Raw genomic sequence first — 16,595 nt, 5'->3', positions numbered from 1 at the left:
TCAGCCGCGGGGCAGCCGCGGGATGGCCGGGATCGCCGCCGGGGCGGCCGGTGCCTCGGCGGGCGCCTCGGCGCGCAGCTCCTCGATCCGGGCGGCCAGTCCGGCCACCGTGGGGGTCTCGAAGAGGCTGCGCATCGGCAGCCGTACGCCGGTCGCCTTGCGCATGGCGGCGATGAGCTGCACCGCGACCAGCGAGTTGCCGCCGAGGGCGAAGAAGTCGTCGTCCACGCCGACGTCGGTGACGCCGAGGCCGTCGCGCCACACCTGGGCGATCGTCTTCTCCAGTTCGGTGCCGGGCGCCGCCGAGCCGCCGCCGGTGGCCCCAGTCGTGCCGGCCGGCGCGTCGGGCTCCTCGGCGAGGGTGTCGGTGGTGACCCGGGCCGCCCGGCGCCGGATGTCGGCGACCGTGCGGGTGGCGATCACCACCTGGGCGCCGAGGCCGGCGGCGAGGCTGCGGCGGAACGCCTCCGCGCCGTCGACCGGGCGGATGTCCTCGGTGACCGGCGCCGGGGCGTCGGCGGTCGCCGGGGACTCGGCCAGGTTGCCGGTGACCGCGTCCTGGTCGACCCGGCGCAGCACGAAGTCGCTGATCGCGACCAGCTCCCGCCCGTCCGGGTCGCGCAGCGACAGGTCGGCGGCGACCACCTCGTCGTTGGCGGCGGGCCGGTGCAGCAGGTGACTGTGGAACGTCGCCGGCAGCGGCCCGCGCACCACAATCCGGCCGTACGACAGCGGCAGGTAGGTGCCCGAGCCCTGCCCGCGGCCGAACGCGGTGGCCACGTCCAGCAGCGCCGGGTGCAGCCCCCAGGAGGGCAGGTCACCGAGCGCGGCGGCCGGTGCCTGCACCCGGGCCAGCTCCTCGCCGTCGGCGAGCCGGTGCTCGGCCAGCGCCGCCCAGCGCGGCCCGAACGTGAGCATGCTGGTGCGTCCCCGGCCGAACGACGCGTCGTCGTCGACCCGCCGCCCGGCCACCGCCGGCACGGCGGCCGGCGGGGCCGCGTCGGTGGTCCACCCGGCGGTGCCGCGTACGTGGGTGCGCGCCTGGCCGGCGGCGAGGCTGGCGACTGTGAAGTCCGTGCCGTCCTCGGCCGGGGTCAGCTCGACCCGGTACTGGGCCACGGTGCCGTCCGGCACCGGGAACGGCTCCAGGAACACCATGTCACGCAGTTCCACCGCGGCATCCGGCCCCGGCGCGGGCAGCGCGGCCACCACCGCGGCGCGCACCGATTCCAGGTGGGCGGTGCCCGGCACCACGGGCACCCCGCCGATCCGGTGCTCGTCGAGCAGCCAGTGGGTGTCCGCCGAGACCAGTCCGTGCAGCACCGTGCCGTCCGGCCCGGCGACCATCGTGGTGAGCACCGGGTGCGTGACCGCCGTGGTCACCGTGTCCCGCCCGGCGGCTCGGAACGCGGCCGGCGCGGCGGTCTCCACCGCCATGCCGACCTCGGCCCAGCCGCCCCAGTTCTGCGACACGACAGGCGCGCGGAACCCGGTGCCGGAGCGCGCGAACGCGTCCAGGAAGGCGTTCGCGGCGCAGTAGTCGACCTGGCCGAACCCGCCGATCACCGCGGTGATCGAGGAGCAGAGCACGACGAAGTCCAGCGGCAGGTCACCGAAGACCCGGGCCAGCGCCAGGGTGCCGGCCAGCTTCGGGGCCAGCACGCGCCGTGCCTCGTCGCGCTCCTTGACCTCCGCCATACCGCCGCCGGGCAGACCGGCGGCGTGCACGATGCCGTCCAGCCCGCCGAAGCGGCGCTCCGCCTCGTCGCGGACCCGGCGCAGGTCGTCCGCGTCGGTGACGTCGGCGGCGAAGACCAGCACCTCGGCGCCCGCGGCCTCCATCCGGCGGATCGCCGCGATGGCCCGCCCGGCCCGGTCGGCGCCGCCGTGCACCGCGAGGTGCGCGTCCCACTCGTCCCGCTCGGGCAGCCCGGAACGGGCCAGCAGCACCAGCTTGGCGCGGGCCCGGCGGGCGAAGTCCTCGGCGAGGGTGACGCCGATGCCGCCGAGACCGCCGGTGATCAGGTAGCGGCCCTCCTCGCGCAGCACGCCCGGCTCGTCCTCGGCCGCCACCGTGACCTGCTCGTAGCCGGCCAGCCAGCGGCGGTCGCCGCGCAGCGCCACCTCCGGGTGCTCGGCGTCGAGCGGGCTGCGCAGCTCGGCCACCAGGGCGGCGACGCCACGCGCGGCCGGGTCCGTGTCGAGCAGCCGCACGGTCAGGCCGGGCAGCTCGGCCGGGAGCACCCGGGCCAGGCCGGCCAGCGTGGCGTGCTCGGGGCGGGTCAGGTCGTCGCCGCGTACGTCACCGATGCCGGCGGTGACCAGGTCCAGGCGTACGCCCGCCTCGTCGGCCGTCACACCGGCGCCGGCGAGGGCCTGCACCAGGTGCAGCGCGCCGAAGAAACCCCGCTCCTGCGCCGCCCAGGCGGCCCCCGGGTCGATGCCGGCCGCCTCGCCGTCGAGCGCGAACGCGTGCACGATCCGCCGGGGCAGATCGGCGCCGAGCGCGGCGACCAGTTCCTCGGCGTCGGCGCGTACGCCGGGGCGCAGCCGGAAGCCGTTCGCGGTGGCGGTGAACGCCCCGCCGGCGCGTACCTCGACCGGGTCGTCGCCGGCGGCGCGCAACGCGGCCACGAGCGCCTCGCCGCGCGGGCCGTCGGCCAGCACCAGGCAGCGGCCCAGCGGCTCGGCCGTGCGGACCGGCGGGGCCTGCCGCCACGCCGGCACCGCGAACCACTCCGGCAGCGGGCGGGGGCCGGTCTCGGCGGGCGCCGCGGCGGCCTCCTGCTCCGGGTCCGGGTCGATCCAGTAGCGGCGCCGCTCGAACGGGTACGTGGGCAGCGGCACCCGCCGCGCGTGCGGGTCGGCCGGGAGGTCCACCGGCACCCCGGCGCACCAGAGCGCGCCGGCCGTGCCGAGCAGCGCGGCCACGTCACCGGTCTGCTCACCGGGGCCGGGCAGGCTGCCCAGCGGGGTCAGCGCGCGCTGCGCCTCGCCGGCCTTGGCGACCTGCATCCGGGCCAGGTTGGCCAGCTGCCGGCCGGGGCCGCACTCGACGAGCGCCCAGGTGCCCTCGGCGAGCAGCGTGGCCACGCACGCGCCGAAGCGGACCGGACGGCGCAGGTGCGCGGCCCAGTACGCCGGGTCGGTGGCCTGCGCCTCGGTGATCCAGGTGCCTGTCACGTTGGACACGAACGGCACCGCCGGGGCGCGCAACGGCACGGTGGCCATCAGCGCGGTGAACTCGTCCAGGATCGGGTCCGTCATCGGCGAGTGGAACGCGTGCGAGGTGCGCAGCAGCTTCGACTTGTTCTTGCCGCCGAGGCTCGCCGCGAACTCCTCCACCAGCGCGGTCTCGCCGGCGACCACGCAGGTGCCGGGGCCGTTGACGGTGGCCACCGACAGGCCCTCGGGCAGCCGGCCGGTCACCTCCGACTCGTCCAGCGTGACCGCCAGCATCGAACCGGCCGGCAGCGAGTGCATGAGCCGGCCGCGGGCGGCCACCACGCGCAGCGCGTCGGCGAGGTCGAGCACCCCGGCCACCGTCGCGGCGACGTACTCGCCGATGGAGTGGCCGATCATCGCGGCCGGGGTGACCCCGGCGGCCCGCCAGGCGGCGGCGAGCGCGTACTCGACCGTGAACAGCGCGGGCTGGGTCCAGCGGGTCTGCGTGAGCTTGTCCGCCGCCTCCGGGTCGCGGCCCAGGATCAGGTCGCGGATGTCCAGGCCCAGCTCGGGGCGGAGCAGCTCGGCGCACTCGTCGACGGCGGCGGCGTACGCGGTGTCCTGCGCGTACAGTTCGGCACCCATCCCGGCGTACTGCGAGCCCTGGCCGCTGAACAGGAACGCCACCCGGGGCGCGGATCCGTCGGCGACGCCCCGGTGACCCTTGCGCCGCTCGCGCAGCGCGGCAGCGGCGGACGCCGGGTCGCCGGCGACCACGGCGGCGCGGTGGGCGTACACCTGGCGGCCGACGCGCAGCGTGTGCGCCACGTCGGCCAGCGCGACGTCGCTGCCGCTCTCCAGGTGGTCGGCGAGCCGCCGCACGGCGGTGTCCAGCGCGGTCGGCGTCTTCGCCGACACCTGGAGCAGGTGCGCCGGGCGGGCGGACGGCGCGTGCCGGCCGGCGGCCGGGGCCTCCTCCAGCACCACGTGCGCGTTGGTGCCGCCGATGCCGAAGGAGCTGACGCCGGCCCGGCGCGGTCCGCCGTCGGTGTCCCACTTGGTCAGCGTGTTCGCCACGTAGAACGGGGTGTCGGCGAAGTCGATGGCCGGGTTCGGCGTCTCGTAGTTGATCGTCGGCGGGATCAGGCCGTGTTCCATCGCCAGCACCGTCTTGATCACGCTGACGATGCCGGAGGGCTGGCTGAGGTGGCCGATGTTCGACTTCACCGAGCCGATGCCGCACCAGCCGCGCTCGTCGGTGTCCTTCGTGTAGACGGCGGACAGCGCGGCGACCTCGATCGGGTCGCCGAGCGCGGTGCCGGTGCCGTGCGCCTCGACGTAGCTGATGCTGCGCGGGTCGACACCGGCCAGCGCGACGGCCTGGGCGACGGCCTCCATCTGCCCGTCGATGCTGGGGGCGGTGAAGCCGACCTTCCCGGCGCCGTCGTTGTTGATGGCGTTGCCGAGCACGACCGCGCGGATGGTGTCGCCGTCGGCGATCGCGTCGGAGAGCCGCTTGAGCAGTGTCACGCCGACGCCGCTGCCCCACACCGTGCCGTTCGCTCCGGCGTCGAACGGCCGGCACCGCCCGTCCGGCGAGGTGAAGCCGTCCATGCCGAGGTAGCCGACGTGCGGCAGCTCGATGTTGACGCCGCCGGCCAGGGCCATGTCGCACTCGCCGTTGCGCAGCGCCTCGCAGGCCAGGTGGAACGCCACAAGCGAGGTCGAGCAGGCGGTGTGCACGGTCATGCTGGGCCCGCGCAGGTCCAGCCGGTACGACACGTTGGTGGCCACGTAGTTCGGCGAGTTGCCGGTGGCCAGCGAGACGGCGCCGTGCGGATTGCCGCCGACCCGCTTGTTGCGCAGCACGTTGCGGTGCAGATACGTGTTGCCGCCGGTGCCGGCGTACACGCCCACCGCGCCGTCGTAGCGGCCCGGGTCGTAGCCGGCGTTCTGCAACGCGGTGTAGCAGGTCTCCAGGAACAGCCGGTGCTGCGGGTCGGTGACCTCGGCCTCGCGGATGGTCATCCCGAACAGTCCCGCGTCGAACTCGTCGTAGCCGTCCACGAGCGGGGCGCGGTTGACCCAGCCCGGGTCGTCGACCTCCTGGGGCTGGGCGCCGCGGGCGAGCTGCTCCTCGCGGGTCAGCTCGGTCGTCGACTCCACGCCGTCGACCAGGTTGCGCCAGAACTCGTCGACGTCGGCCGCGCCGGGCAGGCGGGCGGCGAGCCCGACGATGGCGATGGGCTCGACGCCGTCGTCGGCCGGAATGTCGTTCTGCATGGGGGTTCCTTCATTCACAAGGGATCGCGTCACGGGTGAGGTCGGCGAGGTGGCGGGGTACGGCGGGCGCGGCCCCGCCGGGCGGCGGCGCGCATCGCGGCGCGGGCCAGTTCCGGCCGGTCGGCGGCCCCGTCGAGGCTCGCGGCGAGCGCCCGCACGGTCGGGTGGCGGAACAGGTCGAGCATGGTGATCGAGCGGCCGGTGGCCTCGGTGAGCCGGGCGTGCACGGCGGCCAGGGCCATCGAGTGGCCGCCGATGTCGAAGAAGTTGTCGCTCACGCCCACCGCGTCGCGGCCGAGCACGTCCCGCCAGATCCCGGCGATCAGCTCCTCGGTCGCGGTGAGCGCGTCCGAGCCGGCGGGCAGCGGCGCGCGGGCCGGTTCGGCCGTGGCGACGGTCATCGCGCCGAGCGCCGCGACCCGTACCGCCGGGCGGGGCAGCTCGGGCGCGACCTCGGCGGCCGGGGTGTCCGGGTCGGCGGCGAGCGCGCCGACCAGGGCGGCCAGGTCGGCCAGGAGCGCGGCGATCCGCTCGCCGGTGTACAGGTCCGGGTTGTGCACCACCTCGACGCCGGCCCGCCCGTCGCGCTCCACCACGTAGACGGTCAGGTCGAACGGCGACCCGGGCTTGGGCACCGGCACCGGCTCGGCGGTCAGGCCGGTGAGCGTCAGCCGGGGCGCGACGAAGTTGAGCACGTTGAACAGCACCTGCACCAGCGGGGCGCGGGAGGTGTCCCGGCCCACGCCGAGCGCCTCGACGACGCGTTCCAGTGGCGCGCCCGGGTGGGCGGTGACCTCGTGCAGCTCGGCGGCGGCCCGGTCGACCTGCTCGGCGAAGCTCGCGCCGCCGGAGCGGACCCGCACCGGCACGGTGTCGATGAAGAACCCGATCACCTCGTCGAACGCGGCCAGCCGCCGGTCGGCGACGATCGCCCCGAGTACGTGCTCGTCGCCGCCGGTGACCCGGCGCAGCAGCTCGCCGAACGCGGCCAGCAGCACCGCCGCGACAGTGGTGCCGCGCCGGGCGGCCAGGTCGCGTACGGCCCGGTCGGCGGTCTCGTCCAGCCGCACCGCTGCCTCGGCGCCGGCGTACGTCTGCACGGCCGGGCGGGGGCGGTCGCGGGGCAGGTCCAGCACGGTGGGCGCACCGGCCAGGTGCGCGGTCCACCAGGCCAGGTCGGTCTCGCCCCGGCGCCGGTCCCGGTCGGCGCGCCACACCGCGTAGTCGGCGTACGTGGCGGGCAGCGGCGGGCGGCCCGGCACGGACCGGCCGAGCGCGCGGGCGTACGCGAGCGCCAGCTCGTCGTAGAGCAGCGCCTCGGACCAGCCGTCGAAGACCGCGTGGTGCACGGTCACCGCGAGCACGTGCTCCTGCGCGGCGAGCCGGTACACGGTCACCTGCCAGGGCGGGCCGGTGGCCAGGTCGAACGCGTGCCCGGCGCCGGCCGCGAGCATGCCGGCCAGCTCGGCGTCCGGGTCGGCGGCGCCGGTCAGGTCGACCACCGGCACCGCCACGTCGGTGGGTTCCTCGCGGACCGCGTACGGCACGCCGCCGTTCTGCGGGATGCGCCAGCGCAGCACGTCGTGCCGTTCGGCGACGGCCCGCAGCGCGGCGCCGAGCGCGGTGACGTCCAGCGGGCCGCGCAGCCGGTGCGCGACGGCGATGTTGTACGGCGCGCTGGACGGGGCGAGCTGGTCCATGAACCACAGCCGCCGCTGCGGCGGGGACAGCGTCGGCGGGTTGCCGGTGGTCAGCCCGTCGGCGTCGGCGGGGTCGGCGGCGCGGACCCGGTCCACGAGCGCGGCGAACGTGCGGTCGGCGAACAGCACCCGCGTGTCCACCTGCCGGCCCAGCTCGGCGCGCAGCGCGGCGACCAGCCGCATCGCGGCGATCGAGTTGCCGCCCGCGGCGAGGAAGTCGCTGTCCGGGGCGGGCGCGACGCCGAGCAGCCGGGTCCAGACGCGCCGGACCGCGGCCGTCACCGGATCGTCGTCGGCGGGGGCGTCGGCCACGCCGGCCGGGGTGGCCGCGGCCAGCTCGCGCAGCGCCGGCCGGTCCAGCTTGCCGGTGGTGGCGCTGACCGGCAGCGTGTCCAGCCGCACCGTCCGGGCCGGCAGCATCGCGGTGGTCAGCCGCGTCGCCGCGTACGCCCGCAGCTCGTCGTCGTCCGGCGCGCCGGACGGGGTGAGGAACGCGACCAGCTCGGCGCCGGCCGGGCCGGGTACCACCTCCACCGCGACGCGCTCGACGCCCGGGTGGGCGGCCAGCACGGCTTCGATCTCGCCCAGCTCGATGCGCTGACCCCGGACCTTCACCTGCCGGTCGGTGCGGCCGAGGTAGACGATCCGGCCGTCCGGGCCCTGCCGGACCAGGTCACCGGTGCGGTAGAGCCGCCCGCCGGGGACGTCGCCGAACGGGTCGGGCACGAACCGCTCGGCGGTCAGGCCGGGCCGGTTCAGGTAGCCGTCGGCCAGGCCGGGGCCGCCGATCAGCAGCTCACCGGTCTGGCCCGCCGGCACCGGACGCAGGTCGGCGCCGACCACGTACGCCCGGTGGTTGGGCAGCGGCCGGCCGATCGGCATCGGGTCGGTGTCGGCCGGGGTGAGGTCGCAGGTGACCGCCAGCACCGTGGTCTCGGTCGGGCCGTAGCCGTTGAGGAACCGCCGGCCCGGCGCCCAGCGGGCGACCAGCTCGGCCGGGACTGCCTCGCCGCCGCAGAGCAGCACCCGCCACGACGGGAAGGCGGCCGGATCCAGCAGCGACAGCACGGTCGGGGTGATGAAGCCCCACGTCACCTCGTGCTCGGCGACGAACCGGGCCAGCCGTACCGGGTCGGCCCGGTCGTCGGCGCCGAGCAGCTGCACCGCGCCGCCGAGCGTGAGCGGCACGAACAGGTCCATGGTGGCCGCGTCGAAGCCGAGCGAGGCGATGCCGAGACTGCGGACCGAGCCGTCGGCGCCGGTCAGCACGGTCACGCCGGTGACGAACTCGACGGCGTTGCGGTGCGTGGTCAGCACGCCCTTCGGGCGGCCGGTGGAGCCGGAGGTGAACAGCACGTACGCCGGGTCGCCGGGGCGGGCCGGGCAGGGCGCGAGCGGTGCCGGGCCGGGCAGGCCGAGCGCCGTCACGCCGGGCTCGTCGCCGAACTCGGCGGCCGCCGCGTCACCGACCACCACCCGTACGCCCGCGTCGCGGGCGATGCCGCGCAGCCGGGTCCGGGGGCCGCCCGGCTCCAGCGGCACGTACGCGGCGCCGGCGAGCAGCACGCCGACCACAGTTACCACCAGGTCGGGGGTACGCGCGCCGCACACGCCGACCCGGTCGCCCCGGCCGACGCCGTGCTCGCGCAGGGCGGCGGCCACCCCGGCGGCCCGGTCGACGAGCTGCCGGTAGGTGAGCCGGGTGTCCCACTGGCGCACCGCCACCGCGTCCGGGGTGCGGGCCGCCTGCGCGGTGATCAGGTCGGCGAGGGTGGCGTCCGGCCAGGGCAGGTCCGGGCCGTGTACGGCGCTGACGGTCACTGTGTCGGTCACCGGAGTGCTCCAAGGTGCTCGGCCGGGTCGGTGATCTGGAGGCGCAGTCCGCTGACGTAGCCGCGGTGGGTGGTGTCGCCGGCGAGCAGCGCGTCCGCGGCGGCGCAGTCCGGCGCGGCGAACCGGTCCAGCCCGGCGGCCGGGAAACCGGCGCTACGCCGGACCACGTCCCGCCGCACCGACCAGCCGGTGTCGTCCGGGGGCAGCGGCTGGCTCACCGGTGGTCCTCCCGCCGGGCGTCGGTGATGTGCAGGCGCAGCTCGCTGAAGTAGCGGCGGCCCGCGCCGTCGGGCACCCACGCCTGCTGCGGCGTGGGCAGCATCTCGCTGACGGTGAGCGAGACGTCGTCGCCGTGGACCCGGGCGGCGCGCACCATCGCGCAGAGCATGACCGCGAATCCGGGCGCGGACAGGTCCACGAAGCACGGCTTGGTCTCGGTGCCGAGCTTGATGTACACCTGCTCGGGCAGGCCGAGGCGGCGGCGCCAGTCCCGGACGGCGAGGAACCGGTTCCGCTCACCGGTGGCGGTGGCCAGGCCGCTCTCGCCGACAGTGGTCCGCCACGTCTGCCGGGCCAGCACCAGCCGGTCCACAGTGATCCGGGGCGTGTACGGCGCGGCGGCGACCAGCTTGAAGCCGTCCACGGCGTGCGCGCTGAGCGGCTGGGCGAAGACCTCGACGAGCGGCCAGCGCTGCCCGTCCGGGGCGGTGGCGACCAGCTCGCCGTCGACCTCGTCGACGACCAGGTCGACCGTGGGCAGCACGCGGGCCGGGTCGGCGCCCGGGGCGTCGAGGAACGCCAGGTGCCGGTCGGTCGGGCCGGTCAGCGACTCGGCGGTACGGCTGGTCCGCCGCGGCCAGTCGGCCGGGAACAGCAGCCGGACCCGCCGCTGGCCGAGGTCCGCGGCGAGCGCGTCGCGCAGCCGTTCCACGTCCGGGTGCGCCAGGGTGAACACGGCGCAGTCGAACGACGACCAGGCGGCGTGCAGCTCACCGAGCACCACCGTGTAGTCGCCGCGCCGCAGCGCGTCCGCGTCGGTGGCGCAGATCTGCAGGTCGGGGCTGTGCACGGCGGCGTTGGACCACTCCGGGCCGTCGCCGGGGAACACCGCGTCGATCCGGCCGGCGAGATCGGCCGCGCGCAGCCGTACGTCGGTGGTGCCGGCGGGCAGCGTGTCCAGGCCGAACAGCCCGGCCCAGCGGGCCGCGAAGTCCGCCGCGACGGCGTCGACCGGCCGTTCCCCGTCGCCCCAGAACATGCCCTGGGCGAGGAACCACAGGTCGGCCAGCGGCACCGGGGCGCCGGACTCGGTGCGCAGCTCCTCGTACAGGCCGCGCAGCACGTCCAGGTAGGCACGGGCGAGCGCGTTGGCCAGCCAGCGCGCGGCGCGCAGCAGCACGTCCAGCGGGGCGGCCAGTTCGGCCAGCAGCGGCGCGCCGAACACCACGTCCAGGTCCCGGGCGCTGTCCTCGTAGCAGACCGTCCGCCCGGCGTACATCTGTCCGGCCCGGCGTACCGCCGGCACGCCGGTCAGCTCGGTGAACGTGACGTCCAGGGTGTCCAGCGCGGCGCGCAGCCGGTCCGCGTCCCCGGCCGCCGCGGCGACGTCGTCGCGGGCGGCGCACAGCCGGTCGAACCCGGCGCGGGCGGCGGCGCGGGCCGGCTCGTCGCCGATCGCGTCGATCCGGTCGGCGAGCACCCGCTCGGCGTCCGGGCTCACCGGCAGGCCGGCGTCCCAGGTGATCAGTTCCCGCTCGACCAGCCGGTCGAGCAGCGCGTAGCCGTCCTCGGGGCGGCGCAGCCCGATCGCCGGGTCGGCGACCAGGTCGGCGGCGGGACGCCGGCCGTCGGCCGCGCGCAGCAGCGCCGCCTCGACCGGGGTCAGCGTCAGCGGCGGGCGGCCGGGCCGCAGCACGTCCCGGCCCCGGACGGCCAGGTGGGCCCGGAGCATCGGCGGCCACCACCGTCGCACCGCCAGGTCCGCGCCGATCCGTTCGGCGTACGCGGCCAGCGCCCACGACTCGAACCACACCCGGCGCCGCCGGGTCAGTTTCCCGCCGGGGTTGACCCGGGCAACCTCCGGCTGCGCCGGATCGACCGTGACCCAGCAGCCGGGGCCGAAGAAGCCGACAGTCTCGTTCTTTCCGCAGTAGCGCTGCCAGTACTTCAGCAGCGCCCGTTCCCGGTCGCGGCGGCGCACGTTGCGGGCCGCGTCGGCGCCGCCGCGCACCAGCCCGTCGAACGCGACGAGCGCGCCCCGGTTCTGCCAGGTGACCGCCTCGCGCAACAGCGGGTCGGCGGCCAGGTCGGTGAGCCGCCGCGCCCCGGCGCGCAGCGCCTCCTCGAGCTCCTTGTCGAACCGGTCCTCACCGGCGCCGGTGGCGAGCAGCTCGTCGGCCGCCGCAGCGGCCCGGGGCGCGGTGAACAGCTCCAGTCCGTCGGCCGGGAAGCCGGTGGTCCGCAGCACCGCGTCGCGCCACACCGACCAGCCGGTGTCGCCCAGGGGGACCCGGTGCGCGGCGCCGGCGGTCCCGCGACCGGCGGCGCGCACCGGGTCCGGACCCGCGTCCGGCGTGCCGGGGCGGGTGTTCGTGGACGCGGCGGTCAGGTCGGCCCGGATCAGCGCGGCCAGCTCGGGCAGCCGGTCGTGCAGGAAGAAGTGCCCGCCGTCCAGTTCGTGCAGGGTGAACCCGGCGGCGGTGTGCTCGGCCCAGGCCGCGCTCTGCTCCCGGCTGACCGCCCGGTCGCCACGGCCGGCGAACACGACGATCGGCACCGGCAGCGGCTCGCCCGGCACGTGGCGGTAGCTGTCGACCCGGTCGAAGTCGGCACGCAGCAACGGCAGCAGCAGTTCCACCAGCTCGGGGTGGTCGAGCAGTTCGGCGGGAAGGCCGCCGCCGTCGCCGAGGCGGCGCAGCAGCTCCTCGTCGCTCGCCCGGGACAGCCCGTCGAACGGGCCGGGCCCGTCGACGTGCGGGGCGCGGGCGCCGCCGACGTAGAGCCGCAGCGGCAGCGGGCGGCCGGTACGCCGCAGCTCGCGGACCACGTCGAAGCCGAGCCGTCCGCCCATCGAGTGGCCGTAGATCGCGTACGGGCGGTCGGCGCGGGAGGCGATGGCGTCGGCCACCTCGGCGACGCTGAAGCGCGGGTCCTCGGTGATCCGGTTCTCCCGGCCGGGCAGTTGCACTGGCACCACGTCGACGCCGGCACCGAACTCGGCCGCCCAGCGCCGGAACGCGCTGGCGCCCGCTCCGGCGTAGGGCAGGCAGAACAACCGCACCGGCGCCTCGGGTCGGCTTCCGGCGGAGACGAACCAGTTCACCGCGGACCTTTCTGCACGGGGTCGATCCAGTGCCGGCGGCGCTGGAACGGGTAGGTGGGCAGTCCGGTGCGCCGGACCGTGCCCTCGGGGTGCAGCGCGTGCCAGTCGACGTCGCGCCCGGCGACCCAGTCGGCGGCCGTCTCGCGCAGCGGGCCACCGTCACCGGCGATGCGGACGTCGGTGTCGAGCAGCACGTCCAGCGCGGACAGCGCGCCCGGCAGGTCGGCGGCGACCACCGCCGCCCGGTGAGCGAACGCCCGCCTGCCCAGCGCCAGCGTGGCGGCCACGTCGGACAGTGCCGGTGCGGCCCCGGCGAGGTGGCTCCGCAGGCGGGCCAGCGCGGCCCGCAGCGCCGCCGGGGTACGCGCGGAGACCGGCAGCAGCCACGGTCCTTCGCCGGGCGGGTCGGCCGGTTCGGCCGGCGGCGGCTGTTCCACCACGACGTGCGCGTTGGTGCCGCCCAGGCCGAACGCGCTCACCCCGGCGACCCGGCGGCCGTCGTCCGGCCAGTCCCGCGCCTTGGTGGGCACGTAGAACGGTCCGGCGGTCAGGTCGATCTCCGGGTGCGGGCGGGTGAAGTGCAGGTTCGGCGGGATCACCCCGTGCCGGACGGCGAGCACCGTCTTGATCAGCCCGGCGATGCCGGCGGCGGCGTCGAGGTGGCCGATGTTCGTCTTCACCGAGCCGAGCGCCGTGGACTCGGCGGGCGCGGCGCCCGCGTACACCTCGTGCAGCGCGGCCACCTCGATGGCGTCGCCCAGCGGCGTGCCGCTGCCGTGGCCCTCCACGAAGCGGACCTCGCCGGGTGCGACCTCGGCGGTGGCGAGCGCGTTCGCGACGGCGGCGGCCTGTCCGGCCGGGCCGGGCACGGCGAAGCCGGCGCGGTCCGGGCCGTCGTTTGTGACCGCCCAGCCCGGCAGGATCGCGTAGATGCGGTCGCCGTCGGCCTGCGCGTCGGCGAGCCGGCGCAACGCCACCACGCCCGCGCCGGAGCCGAAGCCGGAGCCGGCGGCGGCCTCGTCGAAGGCGCGGCACCGGCCGTCGGGCGAGGCGAGCCCGCCCGCCCGGTGCCGGGGCCACATCACCGTGGACCCGCCGGCCAGCGCCAGGTCGCACTGGTAGTCGGCGAGGCTCTGCGCGGCGACGCACACCGCGACGAGCGAGCTGGAGCAGGCGCTCTGCACGGCCATCGCCGGGCCGGTCAGGCCGAGCCGGTAGGCCACCTGGCCGGGCAGGTGGTCGGTGAACTGGCGGCCGACGAGCCGGGCCTCCCAGTCGTCCGGGTCGACGTCGCCGACCGCCGCCGGGTTGTCCATGAGGTGGAACAGGAAGTAGCGGTTGGCCGAGGTGGCGGCGTAGACGCCGACGAGCCCGGGGAAGCGCGCCGGGTCGTGCCCGGCGTCCTCGAGCGCCTCCCAGGCGGTCTCCAGGAACAGCCGGTGCTGCGGGTCGGTGCGGGCGGCCTCGTCGGCGCCGAAGCCGAAGAACTCGGCGTCGAAGTCGGCCACCCCGTCGAGGCGACCGGTGGCGCGGACGTGCCGGGGGTCGGCGCGCAGGGCGGGACCGACGCCGAGCGCGGCCAGCTCCTCGTCGGTGTGGTCGTGCACCGAGTCGACGCCGGTGCACAGGTTCCACCAGAACGTGGCCACGTCGGGCGCGCCGGGGAACCGCCCGGCGACGCCGACCACGGCGATCTCGTCGCCGGTGTAGTCGCGGGCGGCGCGCACCGGCGCGGCGGGCGCGGGCAGCACCGGGGCGCGGACCGCCTCGGGCGGGGCGTCGAGCAGCGCCGCCTGGGCGGCGACGGTCGGGTGGTCGAACAGGCGCAGCATCGGCAGGCGTACGCCGAACCGCTCGGCGAGGCGCTGCTGCACCTGGCCCAGCAGCAGCGACTGCCCGCCGACGTCGAAGAAGCTGGCGGTGCGGGCGACCGCGTCGCGGCCCAGGACCGCGCACCAGATGTCGTGCACGGCGCGTTCGGTGTCGGTGGCCGGAGCCTCCTCGGCGGGCACGTAGGTGACCGGGTCGGGCAGCGCCCGCTCGTCGATCTTGCCAGTGACGGTGAGCGGGAACTCGTCGACCACGACCACCGCGCGGGGCACGGCGTAGTCGGGCAGCGCTGCGGTCAGGGCCGCGCGCAGCGCCGCCGGGTCCGGGCGGGTTCCGGCGGGCCGGGCGTACGCGATCAGCTCGCCGTCGCGGACGACGGCGCGCACGCCCGCGACGCCGGGCTGGGCGGACAGCACGGCCTCGATCTCGGTCAGCTCGACCCGGTGTCCGCGTACCTTGACCTGCCGGTCGAGCCGGCCGAGACAGACCAGTTCCCCGCCGGGCAGCAGCCGGCCCAGGTCACCGGTGCGGTACGACCGCAGCCCGTCGGCGTCGACGCCGAAGCGGTCGCTGTCCTGGTTGAGGTAGCCGGGGGCGAGGTGCGGACTGTGGACCACGATCTCGCCGGTGTCCGGGGCGAGGTCCAGGCGGTAGCCGGGGAACGCGGTGCCGACCGGCAGCGGCCCGCGGACGTCCGGGTCCACCTCGGACAGCGGCTGGACGTGCCGGGCGGCGAACGTCATCTCGGTGGCACCGTAGCCGTTCACCAGTACGCAGCCGGGGGCGAACCGGTCCCGGCCGCGGGCCGCGTCGGTCCAGGTGGCCTGCTCGCCGCCGAGCAGCACCGCCCGCACCGTGGGCAGCCGGCGCGCGCCGAGCGTGTCGAGCAGGAAGCGGTAGACGGTGGGCGTGCAGTGCAGCACGGTGGCCCGGTGCCGGTCGAGCTGGTCGACGGCGTGCGCCAGCCCGTGGCGGCGCAGGTCGACCGGGACGACGGCGGCGCCGGTGAGCAGCGCCGGGTAGAGGTCGGGGATGGCGGCGTCGAAGCTGAACGACGCGAGCAGGCTGAGCCGGTCGTCCGGGCCGACGCCGAGCGCGGCGATCTGGTTGCCGACGACGTGGGCCAGGTTGCGGTGGGTCTGTCCGACGGCCTTGGGCAGCCCGGTGGAGCCGGAGGTGAACAGCACGTACGCGAGCGCGTCCGGGTCGGCCGCGACCGGGCGCAGCGGGGCCGGCGGCACCTCGTCCAGCGCGACGACCGGGCGGCCGCCGGCCAGGGTGGACGCCAGGTCCCGGTGTTCGGCGGCGCAGGCCACGGCGGTCACCCCGGCGGCGTCGACCATGTGGCGCAGCCGGGCGACCGGGAAGCCGGGGTCCAGCGGCACGTACGCGCATCCGGCGGCGAGGGCGCCGAGCAGCGCCGCCACGGTCGGTGCACCGTGTGCGGTGAGCAGCGCGATCCGGTCTCCGGCGCGCAGGCCCGCGGCGGTGAACACGGCAGCGTGCCCGCCGGCCGCCCCGGCCAGCTCGGTGTAGGTGACCTCGTGGGTCTCACCGAGCAGCGCCGGACGTCCGCCGTGTACCGCCGTGATCGCGCCGAAACGATTGATGATCATCGTCTCTGCCATGTCAGGAAGCGGGTGGCGCTCCACAGAGGACAGGCACGCAGCGATCGACGAATGTGATCATTGATCCCCCCCAGGACTTCACATTGGAAGCAGAATATGGCTCGATCCGTGCGCCGGAAGAGCGGCGATGAGGCTTGAGCCGAAGAGGGGACGACACCGTGGAACCTCGGACGGAGGAATTCGTCCGATCATCCCTCTAGCGCGTAGACGTTTTTCAGCGTACGCGACCGTCGACAAGTTATTTTACGGTGAAAATACTTTCGGGCCGTGGAATCTTTCGCCGCGACGGCCTCGGTGCCGCAGCTCAACCCGGTTCGCGGGGAGCCTGCTCAGACATCGTACGGCGGGCGCGGAATGGGGTCCACCATGGCGTCGAAACCCTTCGGGAGCTGCGCGACGAGATCGTGGAACTCCCCCACCGTCACCGTGTCGCGCAGCGTGGCGAGCACCGCGACCGCCCCCACCTCGGCGACCGCCGGGTCCACCGCCGCGCGTTCGGCCACCCGGTACAGGAAGTCCACAGCGCCACCGGTGGTGGCGGTGCCGCCGGGCTCCAGATAGCCGCCCACGTCGTCCGGCAACTGCGCGGCCAGGTCTGTCGCCTCGTCCGCGGTGATCCGGTCGGCGAGGGTCTGCAACACCGCACGGGAGACGGTCGCGGCCTCGTCGGCAGGCAACTCGGCCCGCCGCGCCACCGCCTCGACGAACAGGGGGAACCGCATCCCACCCCTCCCCTCGCCGCCGGCGGGCACCACGCCACCCGGTCGGCCCCGGCGGGTACCCGCTCCCGCCCCGGCCAAACACCCCCGGCCACGACGAGCGGCGGCCACACCG

At 76.3% G+C, this 16,595-nt stretch carries 6 protein-coding genes; all 6 read right to left on the bottom strand.

The annotated features are described in order from the left end of the window. Entirely contained in the window at positions 1–5,448 is a 5,448-nt protein-coding gene (locus Q3W68_RS20490; protein ID WP_302906983.1) for a type I polyketide synthase, read from the bottom strand. A 29-nt stretch (positions 5,449–5,477) separates the two neighbouring features. Further along, the gene (locus Q3W68_RS20485) at positions 5,478–8,981 is read right to left on the bottom strand and encodes an amino acid adenylation domain-containing protein (RefSeq protein WP_302906982.1); all 3,504 of its coding nucleotides are present in this window, start codon (positions 8,979–8,981) and stop codon (positions 5,478–5,480) included. Continuing rightward, complete coding sequence (locus Q3W68_RS20480) at positions 8,978–9,199, bottom strand: hypothetical protein (RefSeq protein WP_302906981.1); 222 nt, start codon at positions 9,197–9,199, stop codon at positions 8,978–8,980. The genes Q3W68_RS20485 and Q3W68_RS20480 overlap by 4 nt, the downstream gene beginning before the upstream one ends. After that, positions 9,196–12,303 carry a thioesterase domain-containing protein gene (locus tag Q3W68_RS20475; protein ID WP_302906979.1) on the bottom strand — a complete coding sequence of 1,036 codons (3,108 nt, stop codon included), beginning with the start codon at positions 12,301–12,303 and terminating at the stop codon, positions 9,196–9,198. Before Q3W68_RS20475 ends, Q3W68_RS20480 begins: the two co-directional genes overlap by 4 nt. After that, positions 12,300–15,749 (bottom strand): AMP-binding protein, encoded by a 3,450-nt coding sequence (locus Q3W68_RS20470; RefSeq protein WP_302906978.1) that lies wholly within the window; start codon positions 15,747–15,749, stop codon positions 12,300–12,302. The genes Q3W68_RS20475 and Q3W68_RS20470 overlap by 4 nt, the downstream gene beginning before the upstream one ends. 341 nt (positions 15,750–16,090) lie before the next feature. Then, complete coding sequence (locus Q3W68_RS20465) at positions 16,091–16,483, bottom strand: DUF2267 domain-containing protein (protein ID WP_135239820.1); 393 nt, start codon at positions 16,481–16,483, stop codon at positions 16,091–16,093. Positions 16,484–16,595: the final 112 nt, after the last annotated feature.

This window comes from Micromonospora sp. C28ISP2-4, from assembly GCF_030519385.1.
In the GTDB taxonomy this organism is placed as follows: Bacteria; Actinomycetota; Actinomycetes; order Mycobacteriales; family Micromonosporaceae; genus Micromonospora; species Micromonospora tulbaghiae.
This window is presented reverse-complemented; position numbering and strand designations above follow the sequence as displayed.

Excerpts from the sequence above, each read along its gene's own strand:
- Q3W68_RS20470 (WP_302906978.1), bottom strand. The coding sequence starts at position 15,749 with ATGATCATCAATCGTTTCGGCGCGATCACGGCGGTACACGGCGGACGT.
- Q3W68_RS20465 (WP_135239820.1), bottom strand. The coding sequence starts at position 16,483 with ATGCGGTTCCCCCTGTTCGTCGAGGCGGTGGCGCGGCGGGCCGAGTTG.
- Q3W68_RS20490 (WP_302906983.1), bottom strand. The coding sequence starts at position 5,448 with ATGCAGAACGACATTCCGGCCGACGACGGCGTCGAGCCCATCGCCATC.